Origin of the sequence: Paenibacillus sp. NPDC057967 (assembly GCF_042887015.1) — a bacterium.
Lineage (GTDB): Bacteria > Bacillota > Bacilli > Paenibacillales > Paenibacillaceae > Pristimantibacillus.
The window spans coordinates 321,348-346,607 of sequence record NZ_JBHVQB010000001.1 but is presented as its reverse complement, the minus strand read 5'-3'; the positions used below and the strand labels follow the sequence as shown (position 1 = coordinate 346,607).

At 53.2% G+C, this 25,260-nt stretch carries 7 protein-coding genes and 1 pseudogene; 7 read left to right on the top strand and 1 reads right to left on the bottom strand.

Annotated features, from left to right (window positions below):
- Positions 1–115 precede the first annotated feature (115 nt).
- Together ACFVSO_RS01475 and ACFVSO_RS01470 are read left to right on the top strand one after the other, a co-directional pair.
- On the top strand, positions 116–901 hold the full coding sequence (locus tag ACFVSO_RS01475) for a sporulation protein (protein ID WP_387469350.1): 786 nt from the start codon (positions 116–118) through the stop codon (positions 899–901).
- A gap of 128 nt (positions 902–1,029) precedes the next feature.
- The gene (locus tag ACFVSO_RS01470; RefSeq protein WP_387469347.1) at positions 1,030–1,959 is read left to right on the top strand and encodes an alpha/beta hydrolase; all 930 of its coding nucleotides are present in this window, start codon (positions 1,030–1,032) and stop codon (positions 1,957–1,959) included.
- Positions 1,960–1,977: 18 nt separating this feature from the next.
- On the opposite strand, the gene ACFVSO_RS01465 is transcribed toward ACFVSO_RS01470, so the two are convergent.
- Entirely contained in the window at positions 1,978–3,561 is a 1,584-nt protein-coding gene (locus tag ACFVSO_RS01465; RefSeq protein WP_387469345.1) for a histidine kinase N-terminal 7TM domain-containing diguanylate cyclase, read from the bottom strand.
- Positions 3,562–3,798: 237 nt separating this feature from the next.
- On the opposite strand from ACFVSO_RS01465, the gene htpG reads away from it, so the two are divergent.
- The 5 genes and pseudogenes from htpG to ACFVSO_RS28835 all read left to right on the top strand — a co-directional run.
- On the top strand, positions 3,799–5,679 hold the full coding sequence (gene htpG, locus ACFVSO_RS01460; RefSeq protein WP_387469343.1) for a molecular chaperone HtpG: 1,881 nt from the start codon (positions 3,799–3,801) through the stop codon (positions 5,677–5,679).
- A gap of 247 nt (positions 5,680–5,926) precedes the next feature.
- Positions 5,927–6,994, top strand: coding sequence for a hypothetical protein (locus ACFVSO_RS01455; RefSeq protein ID WP_387469341.1), 1,068 nt, complete (start codon positions 5,927–5,929; stop codon positions 6,992–6,994).
- 193 nt (positions 6,995–7,187) lie between these two features.
- Positions 7,188–11,717 (top strand): amino acid adenylation domain-containing protein, encoded by a 4,530-nt coding sequence (locus ACFVSO_RS01450; protein ID WP_387470518.1) that lies wholly within the window; start codon positions 7,188–7,190, stop codon positions 11,715–11,717.
- Positions 11,718–11,733: 16 nt separating this feature from the next.
- Entirely contained in the window at positions 11,734–22,818 is an 11,085-nt protein-coding gene (locus ACFVSO_RS01445; protein ID WP_387469339.1) for a non-ribosomal peptide synthetase, read from the top strand.
- An 18-nt stretch (positions 22,819–22,836) separates the two neighbouring features.
- Positions 22,837–25,185 (top strand): annotated as a pseudogene (locus ACFVSO_RS28835) (condensation domain-containing protein); the annotation flags it as partial.
- Positions 25,186–25,260 lie beyond the last annotated feature (75 nt).

Sequence of the window (25,260 nt, the reverse complement as noted above, 5' to 3'; positions counted from 1 at the left end):
GACCCCCAATCCAGTAGTCTCAAAGCATTCCATTCCTCATAAAATTTGCTATGATAGAGAAGTTGGGGGAAGCTCTGACATCGATATCATAATGATGAATGATGGGGTGTGCGGAATGTCGTTGTTTAATCGAATGATGGCAAGTGTAGGGATCGGTTCTGCAAAGCTTGATACGCTTCTGGAGAAGACGACTTATTATCCTGGAGAAGAAATCCGGGGAGTTGTTCGAATTCAGGGAGGCGCAGTGGTGCAACGGATCGAAGGCATCGACTTGACCATTATGACCACGTATTTAAAAGAAGTAAACGACAGCAAGATTCCGCAAAACGTTCAGCTCGGAACGGTGCGTGTGACGCCGCCGATTGATGTGCAGCCGAACACAGCGCTTGAGCTGCCGTTCTCGTTTTATCTGGCCCCGAATACGCCGCTTACGATCGGCAGATCGTCGGTGTGGATCAAGACCACGGCGGATATCCGCTCGTCGGTAGATCCCACGGACAATGACCGGATTGAGGTCGTACCTACTCCCGCTATGCGTGCGGTCATGCAGGCGATTGAGCTGCTTGGATTCCGTATGCGCGAAGCGGAGACACTGTATGCCCCTCGGCTTGGCGGCCCACATTCGCCGTTCGTTCAAGAGTTCGAATGGGTGCCTTATTCCGGTGCTTATCGGGGCAGGTTGGATGAGCTCGAAGTCGTATTCCTGCGCAATCAACCATCGGAGCTGGAGCTGCTGCTTCAGATTGACCGGAGAGCGACAAGCTTGTTCGGCATGTTCGCAGAAGCTATGGACAGGGATGAAAGCTTCGTGCGGGTAACCGTTACGAATGCTGATGCTCAGCGCGGTCCGCAGCATGTCGCATCGCTGCTGGATCAAGTCATCTCCAGATACTCACACTAACGGAGCACACGACAGGTACCTTTCGTCGGACTGTATGGCATGCTTACTCAGCTTGCTATGCGGTCCGTTTTTTCTTTATGATAATGTTGGCAAGCATATCGACTACCTTGTCCAGAAAGGTGTTGCAGATGTTCATCACAATTATCTTATTTGTATTGGCTGCTGGCATCATTGGGGCCAGCTTCTATTTCTATAACGTAGCCATCGCGCGTGCCGACAAAAGCTTCTTGAACGGCAATCCTGATCTCGAAGTCGGGGCAAGCGCTGAGAATCCTTACGAACGCAACGACCAATGGTGGGAAGCTCAACTGTTCGAAGACTGGAGCATGGACTCCGAGGATGGCCTGCGCTTGCATGCCTATTATTTGGAGGCGAATCAGCCCTCCGACATAACGGTCATTATCGCTCACGGCTATTCGGGTCATGCGGCTTTGATGACCAACTTTGCGCAGATGTACAGTGAGAAGCTGGGCTATAATGTATTGTTGCCGGATGCCAGAGGGCATGGGCGCAGCGGTGGCCGGTATATCGGCTTTGGCTGGCCGGAGCGCAGGGATTATGTGGGCTGGATCAGGAGGGTTATCGAGAACAACGGCGGGCAATCGCAGATCATTTTGCATGGCGTGTCCATGGGAGGGGCGACGGTCATGATGACAAGCGGCGAGTCTTTGCCTCCCCAGGTGAAAGCAATTATTGAGGATTGCGGGTACACATCAGCGAAGGAGCAGCTCGCCTATCAGCTAAAAAGAATGTACAAGCTCCCGTCCTTCCCGCTGCTTCAGACGACGAGCCTGGTGACCAAATGGAGAGCAGGCTACAGCTTCAGCGAAGCGTCTGCGCTCATGCAAGTGAAGAAGTCGAAGACCCCCATTCTGTTCATCCACGGAGATACGGACCTGTTCGTACCGACAGCTATGGTGAATGAGCTGTACGAACAAGGCCCGGAGCAGAAGGAGCTGCTTATTATTCCGGGAGCAGGTCATGGGCTGGCGAGACATACCGATCCAGAAACCTATGACCGCGCGGTAATTGGTTTTATACAGAAGCATATTCATTAAAGCGAGACCGTGCTGCCTTTAAGAAGAGATAGGCCGGGATTTAGGCGCAAGGGAGCGAATGGCTGTATGAACTGTATTTCTGCCGCTCCGCTTGGCTTCATACAACGCTTCATCCGCTTCTCTGAGCATCGCCTCCAGGACGTATTGGCCGTGACCCGATGTGACGCCGAAGCTGGCCGTAACGGTCAGCGGCCCATGTACAGAGGCTAGCGGCGCAGCCGGCAACGCTTCTCGGAGTTGATTTGCCAGCTGTGCCGCTGCTTCACCTTTATACCCCGGTACGGCCACTACAAATTCTTCTCCGCCGTACCGGCCGAATAAGGCATCCCCGGGCAGCAGGCTGCGGCATGCCGTAACCGCATGGATCAGGACGGCATCACCGGTATCGTGTCCGTACGTATCGTTGAATTGCTTGAAATGATCGATATCGAACAAGATCAGCGACATGGGCTGTTGCCCAGAATAGGCCGTTTCCAGCATTGTTCTTGCGCGCCGAATGAACTGAGCACGATTATAGATACCCGTTAGTCCGTCATAATAAGCTTGCTGCTTGAGCTGCTCTTGCAGCCGGTATCGTTCAGTGGCGTCGATTAGCATCAGCAGGCTGCCGACGCTATCGCCCCGTTTCCCTTTGATCACGGATGAGCGAACCTCGTAGTCTGAGCTGGCATGCTGGAGCTGCCATTTCACATGCCCCTGGATGCCGCCGCCTGCCCGTGCAACCGGGAACTTGCTCCCGCACATTTTCTTCCACAGCACATCTAGGGTATCCCCGATCATTGAGGCTTTCAATTGAGGCAGCATCCGCTGCGCCGCACCGTTGTAATCGACCAGCTTTTCCGACAGGTCAAGCACAAGAACGCCTTCCGCCATGCTTTCGAACAAGCTTTCCTTTGCAATGGGGGTGATACGGAGCATATGGGTGGACATCATCGCCCAGATATACATGGCTGAAGTGATGCAAAGCACGAACGGAACAGGGTCCATCCCATTCGGCGTGACGCCCATCAAATACAAGAAAGAAGCTATCATCGGCACGAATTGTCCGCTGATTAGCGTGAAGAGCTGAAGGCGATAAGCCCGGTTTGTTTTCCTCCATTGCCGGATTAGCAGCAGTCCGCCTGCAAGCAAGCAGCCGAAGGTGTAGGCGCCTTGAACGATATACCATTCGCCAATGACAACATCGGCCATCGGAGTTGGCGTATTTTCGCGAAGGTAGATGAGCTTGTAGAAGAGATGGTGACGGTCATTGGTTGGAATCATGAATAGCGTGACAGCCGGTATGACGAACAAGGAATAGGTCAGAAGACGGGGCAGAACCGCACCGATATAACGGAATACGAGCAGCAGCCCAAGAACGGGGGCAAAGCCGATGCCGATGTATTCGAACATGATCCAGCGCTTGATCTCCTCAAGCGTATCGCTGGCAAGCTCGAAGGCAAAGGCGAAAATATAAACCGCTTGCAAAGCAGTCAGCAGAATCAGATAATGGGAGCCCGGGATGTCCTTTCTTTTATACACCGAATATAGGCATAGAAAGATGCTGAGCACTCCGGATATGGCGACGAGCGTAATATAAACGGTAATAGAAGATTCTATCATGATCGGACTCCATGTCTTTGGTAGGATCGCCGCCTAGTGATTGTCGAACCGAGTTGCAATTTGTCGGCCTCTCTATCGTATCATATGATATGTACAGGCTGTCAAAGCTTGCAGGAAATAACACGAATAACGCAGGAGAAGTTGACATCTTTTTTCCGGTTATGGTATATAAAAAGGTAGAATTAGCACTCTGACATTAGGAGTGCTAACAAACAGATTGAAAGGAGCAAGTTATCTATGGCTAAAAAGCAATTCAAAGCGGAATCCAAACGCTTGTTGGAAATGATGATCAATTCGATTTATACGCAAAAGGAAATTTTCATGCGGGAGCTGATCTCCAACGCCAGCGATGCGATCGACAAAATATATTACAAGGCATTGTCCGATGACAGCCTCGTATTCAACAAGGAAGATTACTACATCAAGGTCGCGGTCGATTCGTCGAACCGTACACTGACGCTCACCGACACAGGCATTGGCATGACGCAGGCCGATCTGGAGAACAATCTGGGCGTTATCGCCAAGAGCGGATCTCTGGCATTCAAGCAGGAGAACGAAGCGAAGGAAGGCCATAACATTATTGGCCAGTTCGGAGTCGGGTTCTATTCCGCGTTCATGGTCGCCGACGAGGTGATCGTTACGTCCAAGGCGCTTGGCAGCGAGGAAGCGTACCGCTGGACGTCGAAGGGAGCAGACGGCTATACCATCGTCCCAGCAGAGAAGGATAGCGTCGGCACCGAAATCGTACTGAAGATCAAGGAGAATACGGAAGATGAGCAGTATGACGAGTATCTTGAGCCTTATCGCCTGCGCGCGATCATCAAGAAATACTCTGACTTTATCCGTTATCCGATTAAGATGGACATTACGAACCAGCGTCCGAAGGAAGGCAGCGAGGACGAGCTGGAGGAAGTGATTGAGGAGCAGACGCTGAACAGCATGGTGCCGATCTGGCGCCGCAACAAAAACGAGCTGACAGAGGAAGACTACTCCGCTTTCTACAACGAGAAGCGTTACGGCTTCGACAAGCCGCTAAAGCATATTCATATTAGCGCGGACGGAGCGGTTGTCTACAACGCAATCCTCTACATTCCGGAGAACACGCCTTTTGATTATTACACGAAGGAATATGCGAAGGGTCTGGAGCTGTATTCCAACGGCGTGCTCATTATGGACAAGTGTGCGGACCTGCTGCCGGATTACTTCAGCTTTGTGAAAGGGATGGTCGATTCCGAGGATCTCTCGCTGAACATCTCCAGAGAGCTGCTGCAGCATGACCGTCAGCTTAAGCTGATTGCGAAGAACATCAAAAACAAAATTAAAGGCATGCTCCAAAGCATGCTGAAGGATGAGCGCGACAACTACGAGAAGTTCTACCAGGCGTTCGGCCGCCAATTGAAGTTCGGCGTGTACAACGATTATGGCATGAACAAAGGCGATCTGCAGGACCTGCTGCTCTTCACCTCCTCGAAGGAGAAAAAGCTCGTTAGCCTGGACGAATACATCTCCCGCATGCCTGAAGATCAGAAGTACATCTATTATGCTGCAGGGGATTCCATTGACCGGATTGAGAAACTTCCGCAAATCGAGCTTGTACTGGATAAAGGCTACGAAATTCTGTATTTCACGGACGATATCGACGAGTTCGCAATCAAAATCATTGCGAATTATAAGGAGAAGGAATTCAAGTCGGTATCCAGCGGCGACTTAGGTATCGATTCGGAGTCGGAGGACGACAAATCCGAAGCGGAACAGAACGATAATAAAGAGCTGTTCGAAGGCATGCTGTCGCAGCTTGGCGGCAAGGTTGTCTCCGTCAAGGCATCGAAGCGCCTGAAGAGCCATCCGGTATGCTTGTCCTCCGAAGGCGAGCTGTCTATCGAGATGGAGAAGATCCTGAAGGCAATGCCGGACAGCGGCAACATGAAGGCCGACAAAGTGCTGGAGATCAATGTGAACCACGAAGTGTTCCAATCTTTGAAGAGAGCTTACGGCAACGATACAGAGAAATTTAATCTCTATACTCAATTGCTGTACAATCAAGCGCTGCTGATCGAGGGCTTGACCATTCAAGATCCTGTTGAATTCACAAACGATATTTGCAAAGTGATGGTATAAAGACAGCCGGCAGTGACAGAGTGCTACTAAAAATCAAGATTGACGCGCTCTATGGTTGTTAGTTATGGTAAAGATAAGTAAATTGAATAGTTTTGCACACCGCTAGCTTTTAAACGTGTTACCGAAAGGGCATCAGTGATGAAACGGGGTTTCATTTCTGATGCCCTTTTTGTTCTGACCGAAATATGCGGCTTCAGCCAGACAGCTCAGTCCTAGCATCCGTCATTCGCGAATAGGAGGGAATTGCTTGTCTATGAAAAAACAACTGCCTATCCACCTCAAGCCTGATATCGTCAGCTACTCCTCGCATGCCAAAATATTGTCCATCCTTGCTACCGATGATTGCTTCAAAGGCTGGTTTCACAGCAATTACATCCATATGTGCTGTCCGAAGGATTTCAAGTCTGGCAATGGCATCCACCTCGATTTTTATATGGGTCCGGCCAAAGATTTTACGTTTTATCCGATCCATCCTTGGCTCTTCTCGCAGGTGATCAAGAAAGATCTGATTAATGGCATGACGAACAACATAACCGAGTTTGTCATTCAATGCATTGATTTGGGATACTACGTCGACATTCATCTGGACCAATACTACTTGCCGAAAGATGATGAATACGGCGCCGAACCGGTACACTTTTACCACGACACCTTGATTTTCGGTTATGACAGGGAGCAAAGAACATTTGATATTCTTGGCTATACGCCTTTCTTCAGGGCAGAGACCGTATCATTCGAGCAATTGGATCAGGCGTACCGGAATTGTCCTGTTGAGCGCTGGTACTCCGTGTTCTACTTGTATTCCTACAAGCCGATGCCGGATGCAAGAAGAAGCCGAGAGGGGCTGGATGTGCCCTTGATCAGGGATTCGCTGGAGAGCTACCTGGGCAGCCCCAATATCAGCAGGCAGTTCGCAATGATAGAATTCGAGCACAGGGACCTCGTCTATGGCATGGAAACTTACTCGTATTTGAGAAAGAACTATGGAACTGGGGAGTATTGGGGAGATATCCGGCCGATGTACGCGCTCTGGGAGCATAAGAAATGCATGCTTCAGCGAATGGAGGTGTTGCATGAGAGAGGGTATTTGAGCGGCAAAGGTTATGAATGGTGCAAAAAAGAATACGAGGACATCAAGCACCTCTCCGAGCTGCTTAAGCAAGCCCAATTAAAATCGCTTATGCTGGAGGATTTCACACTCATTGAGAAGAAGTTCGACTCGCTGATGGCAGAGATTGAGGAGCGGGAGGGCCATGCTCTGGAACGGCTGCTTCAGGAATTGAACGAGTATTCGGTCAGCAGTCTGGCAACTTAAGGATTGATTCCGATAATTGGCAATTGTATACTAAATTATACAAGATAATAATCTGCGTGTTACTCCGTCAGGAGGCATTAGCAAAGTAAACATTATTGGAATGTTTGCTTTGCTATTTTTTTATCCTCAACACGCTCCTCCCCATGAGCTGACAGACGAATATTCAAGAACAGGAAGCGAGGACTTGAATTCGATGCTGGAATGGAAACGATACCCTTTGTCGCATGCGCAGAAGAGAGTATGGTACACCGAGAAGCTCCACCCTGGCACGCCGATCTGCACGGTGCCCGCCGTTATCAAATTGAAATGGAACGATTGTGATATTGATTATTCGCGAATGGAAGAGACGTACCGGCTGCTGATGGAGCAAACGCCGATCTTGCGCATTCGTATTGCGGAGCACGGAGAGGACGAGCCGGAGCAGTATGCGGTTCCGTTCAATGGTTCGACACTGGCTGTGCTGGATGGATCACAGCTTGATATGGAGACCTGGATTCAAGAGCAATCACGCAAGCGTCTATATGCCGAGCATGCCGACCTGTACGCATTCACACTCATTAAGCTGAGCGAGCGGGAATGCATTGTCTCTATGCTCATGCATCACTTGCTGTGTGACGGCTTCACTCTCGACTTGTTGGCCAGGCGCTGGATTGAGATTTATCTGGCATTAACCGAGGGAAGAGCAATAGCGGAAGGCGGAGCTTCCTACAGCGAGTTCCTGAAAGCGGAAGCCCAGTATGAGCAATCGGACACATTTCAGTTGGATCGACAGTTTTGGCTGGCAGAATGCGCGGACCTCCCGCAAGTTCCGCATTATTGGCCATCCTCCGGTGCAACGGCAGGCGCACGATTCACCAGACTGCTATCGAGAGAGAGAAGCAACGAGATATTGGCGTTTTGCAGCAACCATAAGATTACCCCCTATAGCATGTTTATCTCACTCCTATTTCTATTGCAGTCCAAATTATGGAGAACGAATGACCTCATTCTCGGAACGCTATATGCCAATCGTACGCGCGATGAAGACAAATCGGTTATTGGCATGCTCGTAGGCACCATTCCGTTTCGTATGCGCTTAGACCGGCATATGCCCATTCTTGCATTTATGCAGCAGGTCGACGAGAAAAAGAAAACCATCGCGAAGCATCAGAGGTACCCGTTTAATCTTCTCTATCAGGAAGTCAGAGGGTTAACCGCTAATCCTGATCCGATGTTTCGGGTGTCCATGGAATACCGCGCCAGCAGTGTCTATCAAACGGATAGCATTAAGTACGAGCTGACGCATATTTTCCCAGACGAAGAAGAGAATGACCTGCTTGTTCGGGTAAATCATCATCGGGATAAAAATCGGTTATGCATGGATGTGGATTATAAAACCGGACTATTCACCGAGAGTGACATCGAACGCCTGCACGATCAGCTCTTGTATCTGGTGGACCAGACCTTCAATAACCCGAATCAGCCCCTAGAAGCCATGAGCATAGGTCTGCCTCAAGACGAGGCGAAGATCGCGGAATTTCATCATATCTCCCAACCGGGCATCCAATCGGCAACGCTCCACGGGCTGTTCGAGAAGCAAGCGGCATTGACGCCGGAATACGAAGCGGTTATCTGTGGCAACGAGCGATGGACATTCAGGGAATTGAATGAAACGGCGAATCGATTGGCCAGGACGCTGCGGAAACATTATGCCATGACTCCCGACCGGAGCGCGGCAGTGCTGATGAACCGGTCTCCCCTCATGATCGCCGCTTTGCTGGCTGTCATGAAAGCGGGGGGCTGCTACGTACCAATTGATCCTGAATATCCGGACGAGCATATCCGTTTTATATTGAGGGAATGTGAGCCGCAAGTGCTCATCACGGACAAAGCGAATATCGGTTCCATAACAGACGAATACCCGTCCTGCCTTAATGTGGAGGAGCCTTACACGTATGATCGTGACGCCTCGGAACTGCCACAGTGGGCCACTCCCGGGCATTTGGCATATATCATCTATACCTCGGGCTCTACCGGACAGCCCAAAGGGGTCATGATCGAGCATGGCTCGATCTGCAACGCTTTGACATGGCGAGTGGAAGAATACAAGTTGTCTTCCGAAGCCAGAGCGCTTCAATTGTTTTCATATGCCTTTGACGGTTTTGTCGCCAGCTTATGGACACCGCTTCTGTCGGGCGCAGCTGCAGTTATATTGCAGCAGGATGCTGCCAAGGATGTACTGTCCATACGCGAATCGATACGAGCGGATACTATCACGCACCTCATCACGACTCCCTCCTTATACCTTACTTTGCTAGAAGACTGCTCGCCAGAAGATATGGCAACCTTGCAGGTTGTTACCTTGGCAGGTGAGAAGACTACGGCCGCCCTTATCGCCAAAAGCCAGCAAATAAATTCTATGATCGAGCTGACCAATGAATATGGTCCAACAGAGAATAGTGTTGTTACTACGTGTTACCGACAGTTGAAGTCCGGCGGCATGCTGCCGATTGGCAAGCCGATTACTGGCTCCATTGTACGCATTATTGATCAGGATTGCCGCTTGCTTCCGGTCGGCGCCGTTGGCGAGATCGCTCTGGAGGGTCCGGGGCTGGCACGAGGCTATCAGGCCCGCCTTGACCTGACGGAGGAGAAGTTTATTCCCTCGCCGTTTCGCCCCGGAGAGAGAATGTACAGGACAGGGGACCTGGCCAGATGGCTGTCTGATGGCAACCTCGAATATATCGGAAGAGAAGACGATCAAGTGAAAGTGAGAGGTTACCGCATCGAGCTGCAGGCGATCCAGAGCAAGCTGCTGGACATGACAGAGATTCGGGATGCGATTGTAACAGCGCCCGAAACAGGCGGTCAGCGTCAGATATGCGCCTATGTGAGATTGGCAGAACCGCTTGATGAGCAAGACATCAGAAGTCGCCTTGCGAAGGTGCTTCCCGGTTATATGCTGCCGTCATTCATCATGATCATGGAGCAGTTCCCGCTGTCCCCTAACGGAAAGGTCGCTCAGAAGCAGCTGCCCGTGCCATCCAAGGACAACCGGGAGAGCGGCCATATGTACCGGGAGCCGGTAACGGAGGTGGAGAAGCAGCTTGCTCGAATCTGGAGCGAAGTGCTGGGGATTGAGGGAATCGGTACGGATCATCACTTCTTTGAGTGGGGCGGGGATTCCATCAAGGGAATGCAGATCGCGTCTCGCTTGTACAGAACCGGCTACAAATTGGAGATGAAGGATCTGCTCCAATACCCGACGATTGCCGCCGCAGCCCCTTACGCCAAGCCGGTGGGCGCATGGGCCGATCAAGAGCCTGTTGTCGGGGAGGTTGTATTGTCGCCGATTCAGAGATGGTTTTTTGAGAAGCCATTTCGCGACCGTCATCATTGGAACCAGTCCTTTATGTTCCATAGCAAGGAAGCTCTGCAGCCGGAGCTTGTAAGAAGGGTCTTGAGGAAGCTAGCCGAACATCATGATTCGTTAAGAATGGTCTATCCGGACAGTGGCGATCCTATTAGGCGGCAAATTAGCCGAAGTCCCGATAGTGAAGCGATTGAGCTTGCAATTATGAATCTGAGGGGAAGGCAGAACATTCCGGCGTTAATCGAGCAAGAAGCAGGCAACCTGCAAGGATCATTGGATATTGCCAAAGGACCGCTTGCCCGCGCCGCGATCTTCCAGACAGACGATGGGGACCATCTGCTGCTGGCGGTTCACCATCTGCTCATTGACGGGGTATCATGGCGCATTCTTATGGAGGATTTCTTCGAGGGATATGAGCATGCTCTTCAGCAAAGGACCATAGAGCTGCCAGCCAAGACGCTATCGTTCAGTCAATGGACATCCTGGCTGCAGCAATATGCCGATAGCAGCGAGCTTCATATGCAACTGCCTTATTGGGAGGAATTAAGCCGCATCTGCAAGGCAGAATGGACACTCGTCCAGCCGCTGGCAGACGATTTGCAGCAGGATGCAAGCACAATTGCAGTGCGTCTGTCGGAAGAAGAGACCAGTCAACTGCTGCGGAGGGCGAATCAGGTATACCGGACAGAAGCTGTAGAGCTGATGCTGTCAGCGCTTGGTCTGGCACTGAGAGAATGGAAGGGAATACAGGAGCGCATCGTTCTGATGGAGGGACATGGAAGGGAGCATATAGGCCGCCATGCGGACGTGTCGCGAACGGTAGGCTGGTTTACCTCCATCTATCCGATTAGGCTTGAAGCCCACGCGAAGGATGAAGTATCGCATCAAATTCGGGCAACCAAGGAGATGCTGCGCAGCGTGCCTAACAAAGGCATCGGGTACAGTGCGTTACGCTATTTGGCAAAGGATGAAGCTGTGAAGAGCGCGCTAACGGTTCAACCGGCGATCGGCTTTAACTATTTGGGACAATTCGATCAGGAGTTCAGCAATGGGCTATTGGGACCTTCCCCGTATGGAACGGGCGCCGCAATCGGTGGCGGCAACGGGCGAACCGAGCCTGTTGAAGTGATCGGGATGGTCGCAGATGAGAAGCTGACCTTCCATATTGGCTACAATCGCAAGCTGCATGATGCGGAAGAGATGGAGAGATTGGCGGAGAGCTTCGAAAGGATGCTGAGGCATGTTCTGAATCATTGTCTGAGCTTGAAGGAAGCCGTGCATACGCCAAGCGATTTTTCGGCGGAAGGCTTGTCCACAAGCGACATGGAGCATGTATTTCTTATGCTGGAGCAAGGTGGAATCTGGAAATAGGATGTGATATGAAACGATGGAACTGAGTCGCGGCAATGTGAAGGACATGTACCATTTGACACCGATGCAGAAAGGGATTTTTTATCATTACTTAAAGGACCGGCAGTCGCTTGCTTACTTTGAGCAAATGACGATAGCGCTGGAAGGTACGATAAGTTTGGATAAGCTTCAACTAAGCTTTCAGGCATTGATAGAGAAATATGATATGTTCCGCACCGTATTCCTGCATGAGGGGATCGAGCAGCCCTTGCAGGTAGTGCTCCATAAGAGGAATGGCTCAGTAGTCTATGAGGACGTGTCTCATCTATCTCCCGAAGAAGCAAATGAGCATGTGAAGCATGTTCAGGAGCGTGACCGGCTTCGAGGCTTCGACCTGTCCAGCGATATGCTGATTCGGGCTGTATTGATTCGTACGGGAGAGAGAGCCTACCAGCTTCTTCTAAGCCATCATCATATCTTGATGGACGGCTGGTGCATCCAGCTTGTGCTTGGTGATCTGTTCGGTTATTACCGCAAGCTGCGTCTGGGACAGCACCGGTCAGACGAGAGGTCGTATCCTTTTAGTGATTATATGAAGTGGCTCGGCAAGCAGCCAGTGGAGGAATCGCTGGACTACTGGGAACGGTTCTTAAGCGGTTACGGGCAACATGCAACGCTCCCTAGACGGTTGAAGCGGGACGGGGCATACCGGCAGGAACGACTGGATTTAACATGGGATCGGGAAGTTACAGCCGGACTTAAGGAAACGGCGATGCGGCATCGCGTGACGGTCAATCATATCATGCAAGCGTTGTGGGGAGTGCTGCTGCAGCGGTATGCCGGTACGGACGATGTTGTGTTCGGCACGGTCGTCTCCGGCAGACCGCCGGAAATCGAAGGCATCGAGAGGATGGTCGGACTTTTTATTAATACGATTCCCGTCCGGGTGCAGAGTGAGACGGGAATGCGATTCTCTGAACTGGCTGCTTCCTTGCACCGGCAGCTTGGCGGATCACAACGCCATCATTACGTATCTCTGGCGGATATTCAGCAGCGCACGGGCTCCAGGCATAGCTTGATTGACCATTTATTTATATTTCAAAACTATCCGCTCGATATGGCCGGATTATCTGGAGATCCGAATGAGACGGGCTTCCGAATCACCGATATGGAAGTGTTCGAGCAGACGAATTACGACTTGCATGTCATGGTGCGGGCGGAGGAAGAGACAGCGATTCAATTGACCTATAACGCCAATGTCTATGATCCTGCAATGATGGCATGGATAGGCGAGCACTGGCTTCATACGGCCAAGCGGATTATAGCCGATCCGGCTATTGGGATAGAAGAGCTTGATTTGTTATCTATGACCGACAAGCAACGGCTGGACGGCTTTCAAGGCTTGCGGTCGCCAGTAGAATCGGGCAGTTCCGTACACGGTCAAGTGGAGATTCAGGCTCAGCTTGCCCCTGAACGAACCGCAGTCGTCCAGGACGAACGCCGCATAACTTACGGCGAACTGAACAGGCGCGCCTCTTCATTGGCTACCGAGCTGCGTCGTCAAGGTATACAAACCGGCAGTGTAGTGGGCATTATGATGGATCGGTCCATTGAATTTGTTATCGGCATTATGGCTGCGCTGAAGACCGGAGGCGCTTTTCTTCCCATTGACGTTAATCTTCCCCATGAGCGAATTCGCCATATGCTGGAGGATTCCGCTTGCGGACTCGTGCTTCTATCGAATCCTCCGGCAGAAGGGTTGTCGATTCTGGACGATCGCAGCGTACTGCTCGTTCAGAAGCATAGTCCCGGCTTGATCGAGGACTGCTCATGGGCCGAGTGGGAGGTCTCGGAGCATTCAGCCTCCAATTTGTTCAATGTGATCTATACATCAGGCACAACGGGGCAGCCGAAGGGCGTTATGCTGGAGCATCGCACGATGCTTAATTTGTTGCAGTCTCAGAATGACATTGCCGGAATCGATTTTAGCGCCAAAGTGGCGCAATATGCGGCCGGCAGCTTTGATGTATGCTATCAGGAACTATTTTCGACGCTTACGGCAGGCGGCGAACTGCATATCGTGCCGGATGATATGAAGAAGGATCTGCCTCGCTTATTCGCGATGGTGGCGCGGGAAGAGATTGAAACCCTGTTTCTTCCTTCGTCTCTTGTGAAGTTTGTAGGTCAGGACAGCGCAGCGCTGGAGCTGCTGCCAGCTTGCATCAATCATATTGTGGCTGCCGGGGAGCAGCTTATGGCAGGAAAGCTGCTTCAGCAGTGGCTTGGGCGCAATGACGCGCGGCTGCACAACCATTATGGTCCCTCGGAGACGCATGTGGTCACGATGTTCACGCTTGATCCGAAGCAGGATATGGCCGAATTGCCGCCGATAGGCAAGCCAATCCATAATACGAGAATCTATATTATGGATTCGGATTATAAGCTGCGGCCAGTCGGTGTGCCCGGGGAGCTGTGGATTGCGGGCGATAGTGTAGCCAGAGGTTATATGAATCTTCCGGATTTGACCGGGCAGCGCTTTTTTCCCGATCCATTCGCGCCAGGCACTCGCATGTACCGGACGGGGGACCTTGCCCGCTGGTTGCCCGATGGTACGCTGGAGTATATGGGGCGGAGGGATGATCAAGTTAAAATCCGGGGATTCCGTGTAGAGCTGAGCGAGGTTGAGCGCGCGGTGCTGAGCGTAGAGGGTGTCAGCGCCGCTACTGTGCATATGAGTCCAGATGCGTCAGGTGAGCGCTCTCTTTGCGCCTATTACCTGTCAGAGTCCGTGATTTCGGTCAGCGAATGGAGAGCCAGTCTATCCCGAACCTTGCCCGACTATATGATTCCGGCTTATTTCATAAAGGTGGAGAGCATTCCGGTTACGCTGAATGGCAAAATCGACCGTAAGGCGTTACCGAAGCCGGAGGAACAGGCGGAGCGTTCGATCGCCTATATCCCTCCGTCGAATGAAACGGAGAGGAGCCTTGTTCAGATCTGGCAGCATGTACTGGGGATTGAAACCATTGGCATTGATGATCATTTCTTTGACTGTGGAGGACATTCACTGAAAGCAATGCGTGTCGTCAGCCGAATCCAGCAATCGATGAATGGTTCGATTCCGATCTCCGCTGTGTTCGAGTATGCGACCATTCGGAAACTCGCCTCTTACATGGATAAGGTAAGGGGAGAGAGGGTTTCTTCCTTGGAAGCGATTACAGATTCTGAAGAGGGGCAGAAGCCGTCCAGTCAACTGATTCGGGAAGTGCCGGAGCGTGACCATTATCCCGCTGCCTCAGGTCAGCAACGGCTTTATGTGCTGAGCGGGATGGAAGAACATTCAACGTTGTACAACATCCCCAGCGCTCTGCTGCTCGAAGGGGAGATAGAGATCGGGCGGCTTACGAAGGCGCTGGCGTCGCTTGTCCGTCGTCATGATATTTTGCGCACGGCGCTTGTCATGCACGAGGGGGAGCTTGTGCAGGTTATCCAGGATGATGCGGAGCTGGTGCTGGAGGAAATAGCCGGAGAAGGACAGAGTGAAGGGGAGCATATTCGGGATTTCCTTCGACCGTTTGATTTGTCGAAGGCGCCGCTTGCGCGGGTAGCGCTCGTCCGTCTGAGGGATGAGAGAAGCCTGCTTCTGACGGACATGCACCATAGCATTGCCGATGGCGTCTCGATGGGCATATGGGCCGAGGAACTGATGCGGCTATACGACGGCGGGCCGGAGCGGGCAAGACCGCGCATTCAGTACAAGGATTATGCCGTATGGCAGCAGGAGCAGCTCGACAGCGAGGCGCTGAAGGCACAGGAGACGTATTGGCTGTCACAGTTCGCCGGAGAGCTGCCGGTACTGCAGCTGCCGACGGATAAGCCAAGGCCGCCAATCCGCAGCTTCGCAGGCGACCGGATTACGTTTGGTTCGGGCGTCGAGCTGGCTAGCCGGGTGAAGCGGCTGGCGGAGGAGACGGGTGCGACGCTGCATATGCTGCTGCTCGCGGCGTATAACGTGCAGCTGTCGCGCTACACAGGCCAGACGGACATTGTCGTCGGCACGCCGGTCGCGGGCAGGGATGCGCCGGAGACGGAAGGGCTGATCGGAATGTTCGTCAATACGCTGGCGCTGCGCAACGCGCCGGAGCCTGACCAGACGTTCCGCGCCTTCGTGGAAAAAGTAAAGCGACATGCGCTGGAGGCGTACGAGCATCAGCACTACCCGTTCGAGAAGCTGGTCGAGAGGGTTCAACCGCAGCGGGATATGAGCCGTCATGCGCTGTATGATGTCATGCTGGTCGTGCAGAACATGACGCTGCCGCCATTCCGACTTGAAGGTCTCAAGGTCTCGCCGTATCCGGTCGAGATGAATATGGCGAAAGCGGACCTCACGCTGGAGGCGTGGGAGTCGGATGGAGAAATCCGATTTACGCTGGAATATAGCACGGCGCTGTTCGAGCGGGCGACAATGGAACGCTGGAGCGGTCATCTCTTGCAGCTGCTGGAGTCGGCGGCACAGAGCCCGGACACGAAGCTGGCCGATCTGGAGATGCTCGGCGAGGACGAGAGAAGGCTGCTGCTGGAGACGTTCAACGAGACAGAGGCGACGTATCCGCAGGAGAAGACGCTGCATGCGTTGTTCGAGGAACAGGCAATGCGGACGCCAGACCATATCGCGGTCGTACACGGCGAGAAGAAGCTGCGCTATGCGGAATTGCATGCTCGTGTTATTGGTCTGGCGGCGGAGCTCCGAAAGTGTGGAGTCACACGCGGAACGCTTGTGGGCGTACTGGCAGACCGGTCCATTGGGATGATCGTCGGGCTGCTGGCGATCTTGAAGGCGGGAGGCGCTTATGTGCCTATTGATCCTGAGTATCCCGCTGATCGGATTCGCTACTTGCTGGAAGACAGCGGGGCTTGTGTACTTCTGGCACAAAGCGGACAAGAACATGATTTGAAGAATGAATTACCTATCGGCATTAAAATGCTGGAGCTGCGAGAAGATGGCCGAACGGTTGAGTGGGATGATAGAGAGGAAGGAATAAAAGACGACGGGAACTCCCCTTGGCCTGATGGTGTTAGGCAGGGAAGGAATTCGGAGAGCGGGAAAAATTTGCATTCCAATCAAGGGGATGGATTCAGCGTAAGTAGTGAAGTTGATGTGCTGTCTTGTCCATACGATCTCGCTTATGTGATCTATACATCGGGTACGACAGGCAAGCCGAAGGGCGTTATGATCGAGCACCGGAACGTGGTGCGCCTGCTCATGAATAGCGAGAATCGCTTTGACTTCCGCGACACCGACCGCTGGACGATGTTCCATTCGTATTGCTTTGACTTCTCCGTCTGGGAGATGTACGGGGCGTTGCTCTACGGAGGCAGCCTGCATATCGTGCCGAAGCCGGTGGCGCAAGACCCGCAAGCGATGACGGAGCTGCTGGTGCGAGAGGGCATCACAGTGCTGAACCAGACACCGACCGCGTTCTATCCCCTTGCTGGGGCGATAAGCGGGCTTGCGGCCAGGAACCTATCGCTCAGATACGTCATCTTCGGCGGCGAAGCACTTGCGCCATCCAGGTTGAAGCCGTGGCGGGCAAGCTATCCAGACGTCAAGCTTGTGAATATGTATGGCATAACGGAGACGACGGTCCATGTTACGTACCGTGAGCTGGATGAAGCGGATATGGAGGGAACGGCCAGCCTGATTGGCAAGCCGCTGCCGACGCTGCGCGCTTATGTCTGGTCGTCGGCAGCGGGTCAACTGGCTCCGATCGGAGTCGCAGGCGAACTATACGTAGCGGGTGGAGGAGTCGCGAGAGGATATCTGAATCGGCCGGAGCTGACAGCGGAGCGCTTCCTGCACGATCCGTACAGGACCGGCGAGCGGATGTACCGGACAGGCGATCTGGCAAGATGGCTGGCGGACGGGACACTGGAATACGGAGGACGGATAGACGACCAGGTGAAAATCAGGGGACACCGAATCGAGCTGGGTGAGGTGGCGCTGCATGTGCAGCGGGAGCCAGGCATTCACGGTGCGGCAGTAATCGCCATCTCGGATGCAACGGGCCAGCAGTCCCTGTGTGTCTATTACGAGGCGGAGCAGACGAAGCCCAAAGGCGAATGGCGGCAGAGCTTATCACGGAAATTGCCGGAGCATATGATCCCGAGCTACTTTGTGCGAATAGACTGTATTCCTCTGACCTCTAATGGAAAGGTAGATCAAAAGGCGCTGCCAAAGCCGGAGGATGCAGCCGATCAGGAAGGGGGCTATGCGCCGCCTGGCAATGAGACGGAGAAGCAGTTGACGCTTATTTGGCAGGATGTTTTGGGTATGAACCGAATTGGCATGGATGATCATTTCTTCGAGCTAGGAGGCCATTCGCTGAAAGCCATGGGAGCTGTCTCCCGAATACAGGATATTTTCGGCAAAACGATTCCCTTACAGCAACTGTTCAGGATGCCTACGATCAGGGAACTGGCCGGTTATTTGGAGGAAGTGGAGAGCAGGGAGAGGAAGCCGATTCCATTAGCGCCATCGCTGGCGTATTATCCGCAGTCATCCGCACAGAAACGCATATTCGTGCTTAGTCAGTTGGACAAGGACAGCATCTTGTACAACATTCCCGGCGCTCTGCTGCTCGAAGGGGAAGTAGAGAGCGGGCGGCTGTCGAAGGCATTGCATGCGCTCGTCTCGCGCCATGATAGCTTGCGTACGGCACTTGTCATGCACGAAGGGGAGCCGGTGCAGGTCATTCATGATGACGTAGAGCTGGCGTTGGAGGAGATAGCCGGAGAAGGACGGAGCGAGGCGGAACATATCCAGCAATTCCTGCAACCGTTCGATCTGTCGAAGGCGCCGCTTGTGCGGGTGGCCCTTGTCCGTATGGGTGATGCGCGGAGCCTGCTTCTGACGGACATGCACCATAGCATTGCCGATGGCGTCTCGATGGGCATCTGGGCCGAGGAGCTGATGCAGCTGTACGACGGCGGGCAGAAGCGGGCAAAGCCGCGCATCCAGTACAAGGATTATGCCCTCTGGCAGCAGGAGCAGCTCGGCAGCGAAGCGATGCAGGCGCAGGAAACGTATTGGCTGTCGCAGTTCGCCGGAGAGCTGCCGGTGCTGCAATTGCCGACGGACAAGCCAAGGCCGCCAGTTCGCAGCTTCGCAGGCGACCGGATTACGTTCGGCTCGGGCACAGAGCTGGCGGGACGGGTGAAGCGGCTGGCGGAGGAGACCGGAGCGACGCTGCATATGCTGCTGCTCGCGGCGTACAACGTCCAGCTGTCGCGCTACACAGGCCAGACGGATATCGTCGTCGGCACGCCGGTCGCGGGCAGGGATGCGCCGGAGATCGAAGGGCTGATCGGGATGTTCGTCAATACGCTGGCGCTGCGCAACGCGCCGGAGTCTGGCCAGACGTTCCGCGTCTTTGTGGAGAAGGTGAAGCACCATGCGCTGGAAGCGTACGAGCACCAGCATTACCCGTTCGAGAAGCTGGTGGAGAGAGTTCAACCGCAGCGGGATATGAGCCGCCATGCGCTGTATGATGTCATGCTGGTCGTGCAGAACATGACGCTGCCGCCAATCCGTCTTGAAGGCCTTAAGGTCTCGCCGTATCCGGTCGAGATGAACGTGGCGAAAGCGGATCTCACGCTGGAGGCTTGGGAGTCGGACGGAGAAATCCGGTTTGCGCTGGAATACAGCACGGCCCTGTTCGAGCGGTCAACAGTGGAACGCTGGAGCGGTCATCTCTTGCAGCTGCTGGAGTCGGCGACACAGAGCCCTGACACTAAGCTGGCCGATCTGGAGATGCTCGGCAAGGACGAGAGAAAGCAACTGCTGGAGACATTCAACGAGACGGAGGCGTCGTACCCGCAGGACAAGACGCTGCATGCGTTGTTCGAGGAACAGGCGATGCGAACGCCTTTACGTACGGCAGTGGTCTTCGAGTCGGATCGGATCAGCTATGCGGAGCTGAATGCGAGATCCAGCCGGCTCTCTTGGGAGCTGAGGCGGCAGGGCGTAAGTCGGGGTGCAATGGTTGGTGTGCTCGCGGAGCGCTCGGCAGGCCTGATCGTCGCATTCCTGGCAATCTTGAAGGCGGGAGCCGCTTACGTGCCTATTGATCCCGATTATCCGGCGGAGCGGATTCGATACATGCTGGAGGATAGCGGAACTAGCCTGTTGCTTGCGCGAAGCGGGCATCATCTGAAGGATGCGCTGCCCTCTGGCTGCAGGATGCTCGAGCTGCAAGAGGATGGACAAGGCGGGGAGCTATTGTTGGAAAACGCGCCTATTTGGGATGATGTGGTCAGCCTGCAAGCGGCTGCACGGGATGCCATAGACGCTGAGGCAGATGCAGATACGGCCATACAATTGGTACCGTCTGCCGCTTTCGAAGGAAACGACCTTGCCTATGTCATTTATACGTCGGGTACGACAGGAAAGCCAAAAGGTGTCATGATCGAGCACCGAGGCATCGTCAATACGGTTTGGTGGCGAATAAGCCGCTACAAATTCGGTGTGGACAGCGCGGTGATGCCGCTGTTGTCTGTTGCATTCGACGCCTTTGCCGCAGAGCTGTTCGCCCCGTTGCTGTCGGGAGGGAAGGTGGTGCTGCTGTCGCAAGAGCAATCGCGGGATCAGAATGCCATTGCATCACACATCAAGCAGGAAGCGATCACCCATATGACTGCGACGCCAAGCCTGTTCGATGCCATGCTGCGTGATCTCGACGTTAGCGATACCTCTCTGGATACCATTGTGCTGGGCGGAGAAGCGATTCGTCCGGAGCAGGTTGCCCGTTTGGCTAGAACAGGGATCAAATGCTACAACGAATACGGACCTACGGAAAACAGCGCCGTCACAACTTGTGCGCCGATTGACCCGTCTGCGGAGAAGATGACGATCGGCAAGCCGATTGCCAATACGCGCGTCTATATTTTGGATGCAGGCGACAGACTTGCGCCCATCGGGGTCATTGGGCAGCTGTGCATAAGCGGTGTAGGGCTTGCAAGAGGATATCATCATCTTCCCGGGATTACGGAAGAGAAATTCGGTCCTCATCTCTATTCGGAAGGGGATCGGTTATATCGAACGGGCGACCTCGGCAGGTGGAACGCCAAGGGTGAACTGGAATTTATCGCCCGGTTGGATGAACAGGTCAAGGTACGGGGCTATCGGATTGAAACGGCTGAGATTGTACAGGCTTTGCTGAGCTGCCCGCCCATTCAGAACGCGGCAGTGACCGTGGTGGAAGAAGCGGATAAGGGAATGTTATGCGCGTATTATGTGTCCGAGGAAATACTGGCCCTCGAGGAAGTGAAGCATCATCTGACCAGCAGACTGCCATTCTACATGATTCCTGCTCATCTGATGAAGCTGGATCGGATTCCGTTAACGCCGAATGGCAAGCTTGATCATCAGGCGTTGCCAAGGCCAGACGCTGGCCGGCCAGTTGCACGATCATCGGGGGACATGAATGAACAGGAGCGCTTATTGGCCTCCGTATGGGAGGATGTGCTTGGTCACGAGGGCATTCATGCGGACGAAAACTTTTTTGAACTCGGAGGAGACTCCATTAAGGCCATTCAAATCTCGTCACGCTTAAAGACAAAAGGCTTCAAGCTGGAAGTCAGGGATCTCTTCCTTCGTCCTGTCATTCGTGATCTGGTGAACCATCTTACAACCGCACAAGCAGATATTGATCAACAGGCTGTCACAGGCGAAGTTCCGCTGACTCCGATTCAGCATTGGTTTTTCCAGCATGGCTTCGTGCGGGAAGAGCATTGGAATCAGTCGATGGCACTGCGCAGCAGAGAAGGCTTCGATCCAGATCAGGTGGATGCCGTGTTCCGCCTGCTCACTGAGCATCATGACGCGCTGCGCATGACTTATCCGTGGACGGAGGGAAGAAGAACGCAATGGAACCGCGCTGCCGACGAGCAGGGGCATACGCTGGCTGTCTATGATTATAAGGGACTGGGCTGGCAGCCTGAGCGAATGGAAGCGGAAGCCAATGTATGGCAAGCAAGCTTCGACCTGGCAAGGGGGCCACTTGTCAGATTGGCATTATTTCAGACGGATGAGGGAGATCATCTGCTTATCGTTATTCATCATTTGGTCGTCGACCTTGTGTCATGGCAAATTCTATTGGAGGATTTCGCCACAGGCTATGGACAGGCAATGAGCGGGCAGAGCATTCACCTTCCCAACAAGACGCATTCATACCTGTATTGGGCAAGACAGCTTCAACATATGGGAGCTGGCAGACGGCTTGCTAGAGAGACGTATTATTGGGAGCAGGTTGATCGCTTGGTGAGAGGGACGCCGCGCTTGCCGAGAACGGCGATTGATCAGAGTCAGTCACAACCTAGGGAAGCGGAGCGCGTATCGATTGTTTTCTCCCCAGAGGAGACCGACATGCTGCTCAGGAAGGCTCATCATGCCTATGGCACTGTCATTCAAGATTTGCTGCTGGCCGCATTGGGTACGGCAATAGCGGATTGGTCGGGCGTGGAGGCGGTAGCCATTGAACTTGAAGGCCATGGGCGCGAGCTTGGGATACCGGATGTCGACGTATCGCGTACAGTTGGATGGTTTACGGCGTCTTACCCAGTCGTCTTGCAGGCAGGGAAGCCGCAGAAATCCGTTCCGGGAACGAAGGAGATGCTGAGGCAGGTGCCCTACAAGGGCATCGGTTACGGCATACTGAAATATTTGGCTGTCAGAGGGGAGCGCGCATCGGATGAGATAGGAATGGGAAGCCGTGTGCCGCCTATCAGCTTTAATTATCTCGGACAGCTGGATCAGGATATGCGCTCGGAATGGTTCGAGCCCTCCGCACTCCCGATGGGGCATATGATTGGGCCTCTCAATAAGCGGACGCATGAGATCGACCTGAACGGAGCAGTCCTGAACAAGCAGCTTCAATTCCATATCGGCTGCGATTTCAGTCAGCATTCGGAAGAGTCGATGCAGCGTCTTGCCGCCTGCTACAGGTCGGCGCTGCTTAAGATCATCGAACATTGCATGCAGCAGGCAGACACTGCCATCAGGCCAATAAGTGACGAAGAGCTGTCTATAGATGATCTGGCGGCCATTCTGGATGTGTTGGACTAACGAACCGTGAGGTGAAAGATGATGAAGACAAATGCGATAGAGAGCATTTATTCCCTGACCCCAACTCAGGAAGGCATGTTGTTCCATGCGGTCATGGAGCCGGACTCCCAAGTCTACATCCAGCAAATGATCTTCCATATAAAAGGCGAATGCGATAGCCGCCTGCTGGAGGAAAGTCTCCATCTGCTCGTCAGGAAGCATGATATTTTGAGGACCTCGTTTGTTCATGATCGCGTGCAAAAGCCAAGGCAAGTATTGCTCAAGGAGAGGACAGCTGTCGTCCCGTTTATGGACTTGCACTCGCTTCCTTCCGAAATAGCCGAAGCGCAAGCTGAGCAATACGCACACGAGGACCGGGAACGGGGCTTTGACCTGGCAAAGGATATACTGATCCGTGCCGCGCTGCTGCGGCTGGAAGCGGGCCGTTACCGAATTGTTCTTACTCATCACCATATTGTCATGGACGGCTGGTGTATCCAGTTGATTCTGGACGATCTATTCGGCTTCTACCGGGAGCTTGCAGCGGGCAGGGCGGTTGCGATCGCTCCATCGGTTCCTTTCAGCGAGTATATTCATTGGCTGGGCGCAAGGCCGATGGATGAGGCGCTTGATTACTGGGACGGCTATCTGAGCGGATACGACCAGTCGTCTGGTATCCCGAAGCTGGAGCTCCGCCCGCTTCATCACCGTGAGTATGAGCAGCGGCATTGGCAATTCGCTTGGAGCGAGCAATATCGCGAAGGATTGGCGCAGCTGGCAAAAGACCATCAGATCACGGTCAACCATGTCCTACAAGCGATATGGGGGGTGCTGCTTCAAAAGTACAACGATACCGGCGACGTGGTATTCGGCTCTGTCGTATCGGGACGTCCAACCGATATACCGGGCATTGAGAACATGGTCGGCTTATTCATTAATACGATTCCTGTACGGGTAACCACCGATCCAGGAATGACTTTTCTGGAGCTGTTAAGCCGGGTACGGGAGGGTGGTGTCGCTTCGGAACGCTACGACTACGCTTCGCTGGCAGAGATTCAGGACTTGTCAGCACTCAAGCAGCAACTGATGGATCATATTTATATCTTTCAAAACTATCCGCTAGAGCTGGACACGGCAGAGCAATCTGCCTTCTCCGGACTTCCTTTCACCATAGACGATATTCAAACCTACGAGCAAACCAACTACGACCTCAACATGATGATTGCACTTCATAAAGAAATTACAATTAGGCTTATTTATAATCAGAACGTCTATGAAGAGCGCCAGATGAAGGCGATTGAAGATCATATGACAGCTATCATGAAACAGGTTATTGCCAATCCGACTATCGCTGTGGAGCGAATGGGGCTGTTGACCACAGAAGACAGCGAAATGCTGAATAACTGGAAGACTGGTGTGCTGACAGATATAAGGCTGACCACTCTCATGCATGAGCAATTCGAAGCTGCTGCAGATCGGGACCCGGACAAAACGGCGATTATATATGAAGGAAATCGCGTGACCTACCGGCAGCTTGACGAGGAGTCTAATCGGCTCGCGGCTTTTCTGAAGGAACAGAGGAGAGATGGCGAGGAGAGGCCGGTCGGCCTATGGCTGGAGGGCTCGGCTCATGTGCTGACTGCGATGCTTGGCTGCCTGAAGGCAGGCGTCCCTTATATTCCGATCGATCCCTTGTTCCCGGAGGAGAGAGTAGCTGCTATTGTCGATGACTCCGGAATGGGTGTGCTGCTGTCGGGCAAGTCCAATATCCGATCGTTGAACCGGCTCCAATGGCAATGTCCTTCCTTACATAGCTATCTGTGTCTGGATTCCTATGATATCTATGGGGAACAGGAGCGGGAGCGCAACGAACTGATGGATCAGGAGCTATGGGAGCATGTCGGGGCTGAGGCTGCCGACGAGATTGCGGGCGGAGGCTGGCTGAGCAGCTATACGGGCGAGCCGCTTGAAGAGGCGGAGATGGCGGAGTTTGCAGACAACGCCTTTCAGAAGTTGCAGCCGTACTTGAACAAGGACTCTTGCGTGCTGGAGATCGGCTGTGCGACGGGACTGACGATGTTCCGAATTGCTCCTCATGTCGGTCTCTATGTAGGAACGGACATGTCTCACGCGACAATCGAGAGAACGCGGCGCAAGGCAAATAGCCTAAATCTATCTCAAATTGAGCTGCATGCTCTGCCGGCTCACGAACTCAGCCAATTGGAAGGGCGCCGCTTCGATATTGTGATATTGAACAGTGTGATTCAATATTTCCATGGCCACCAATACTTCAGGCAAGTGCTGGAGCAGGCGATCGGATTCATGAAGGAAGAAGGCGTTATTCTCGTTGGCGACGTCATGGATTTGGACATAAAGCCAGAGCTGCTTGCTTCTTTACGCGATTACAAGCAAAAGCATCCTGAGGCCCGTACGAAGCTCGAATATAACGAGGAGCTATTCCTC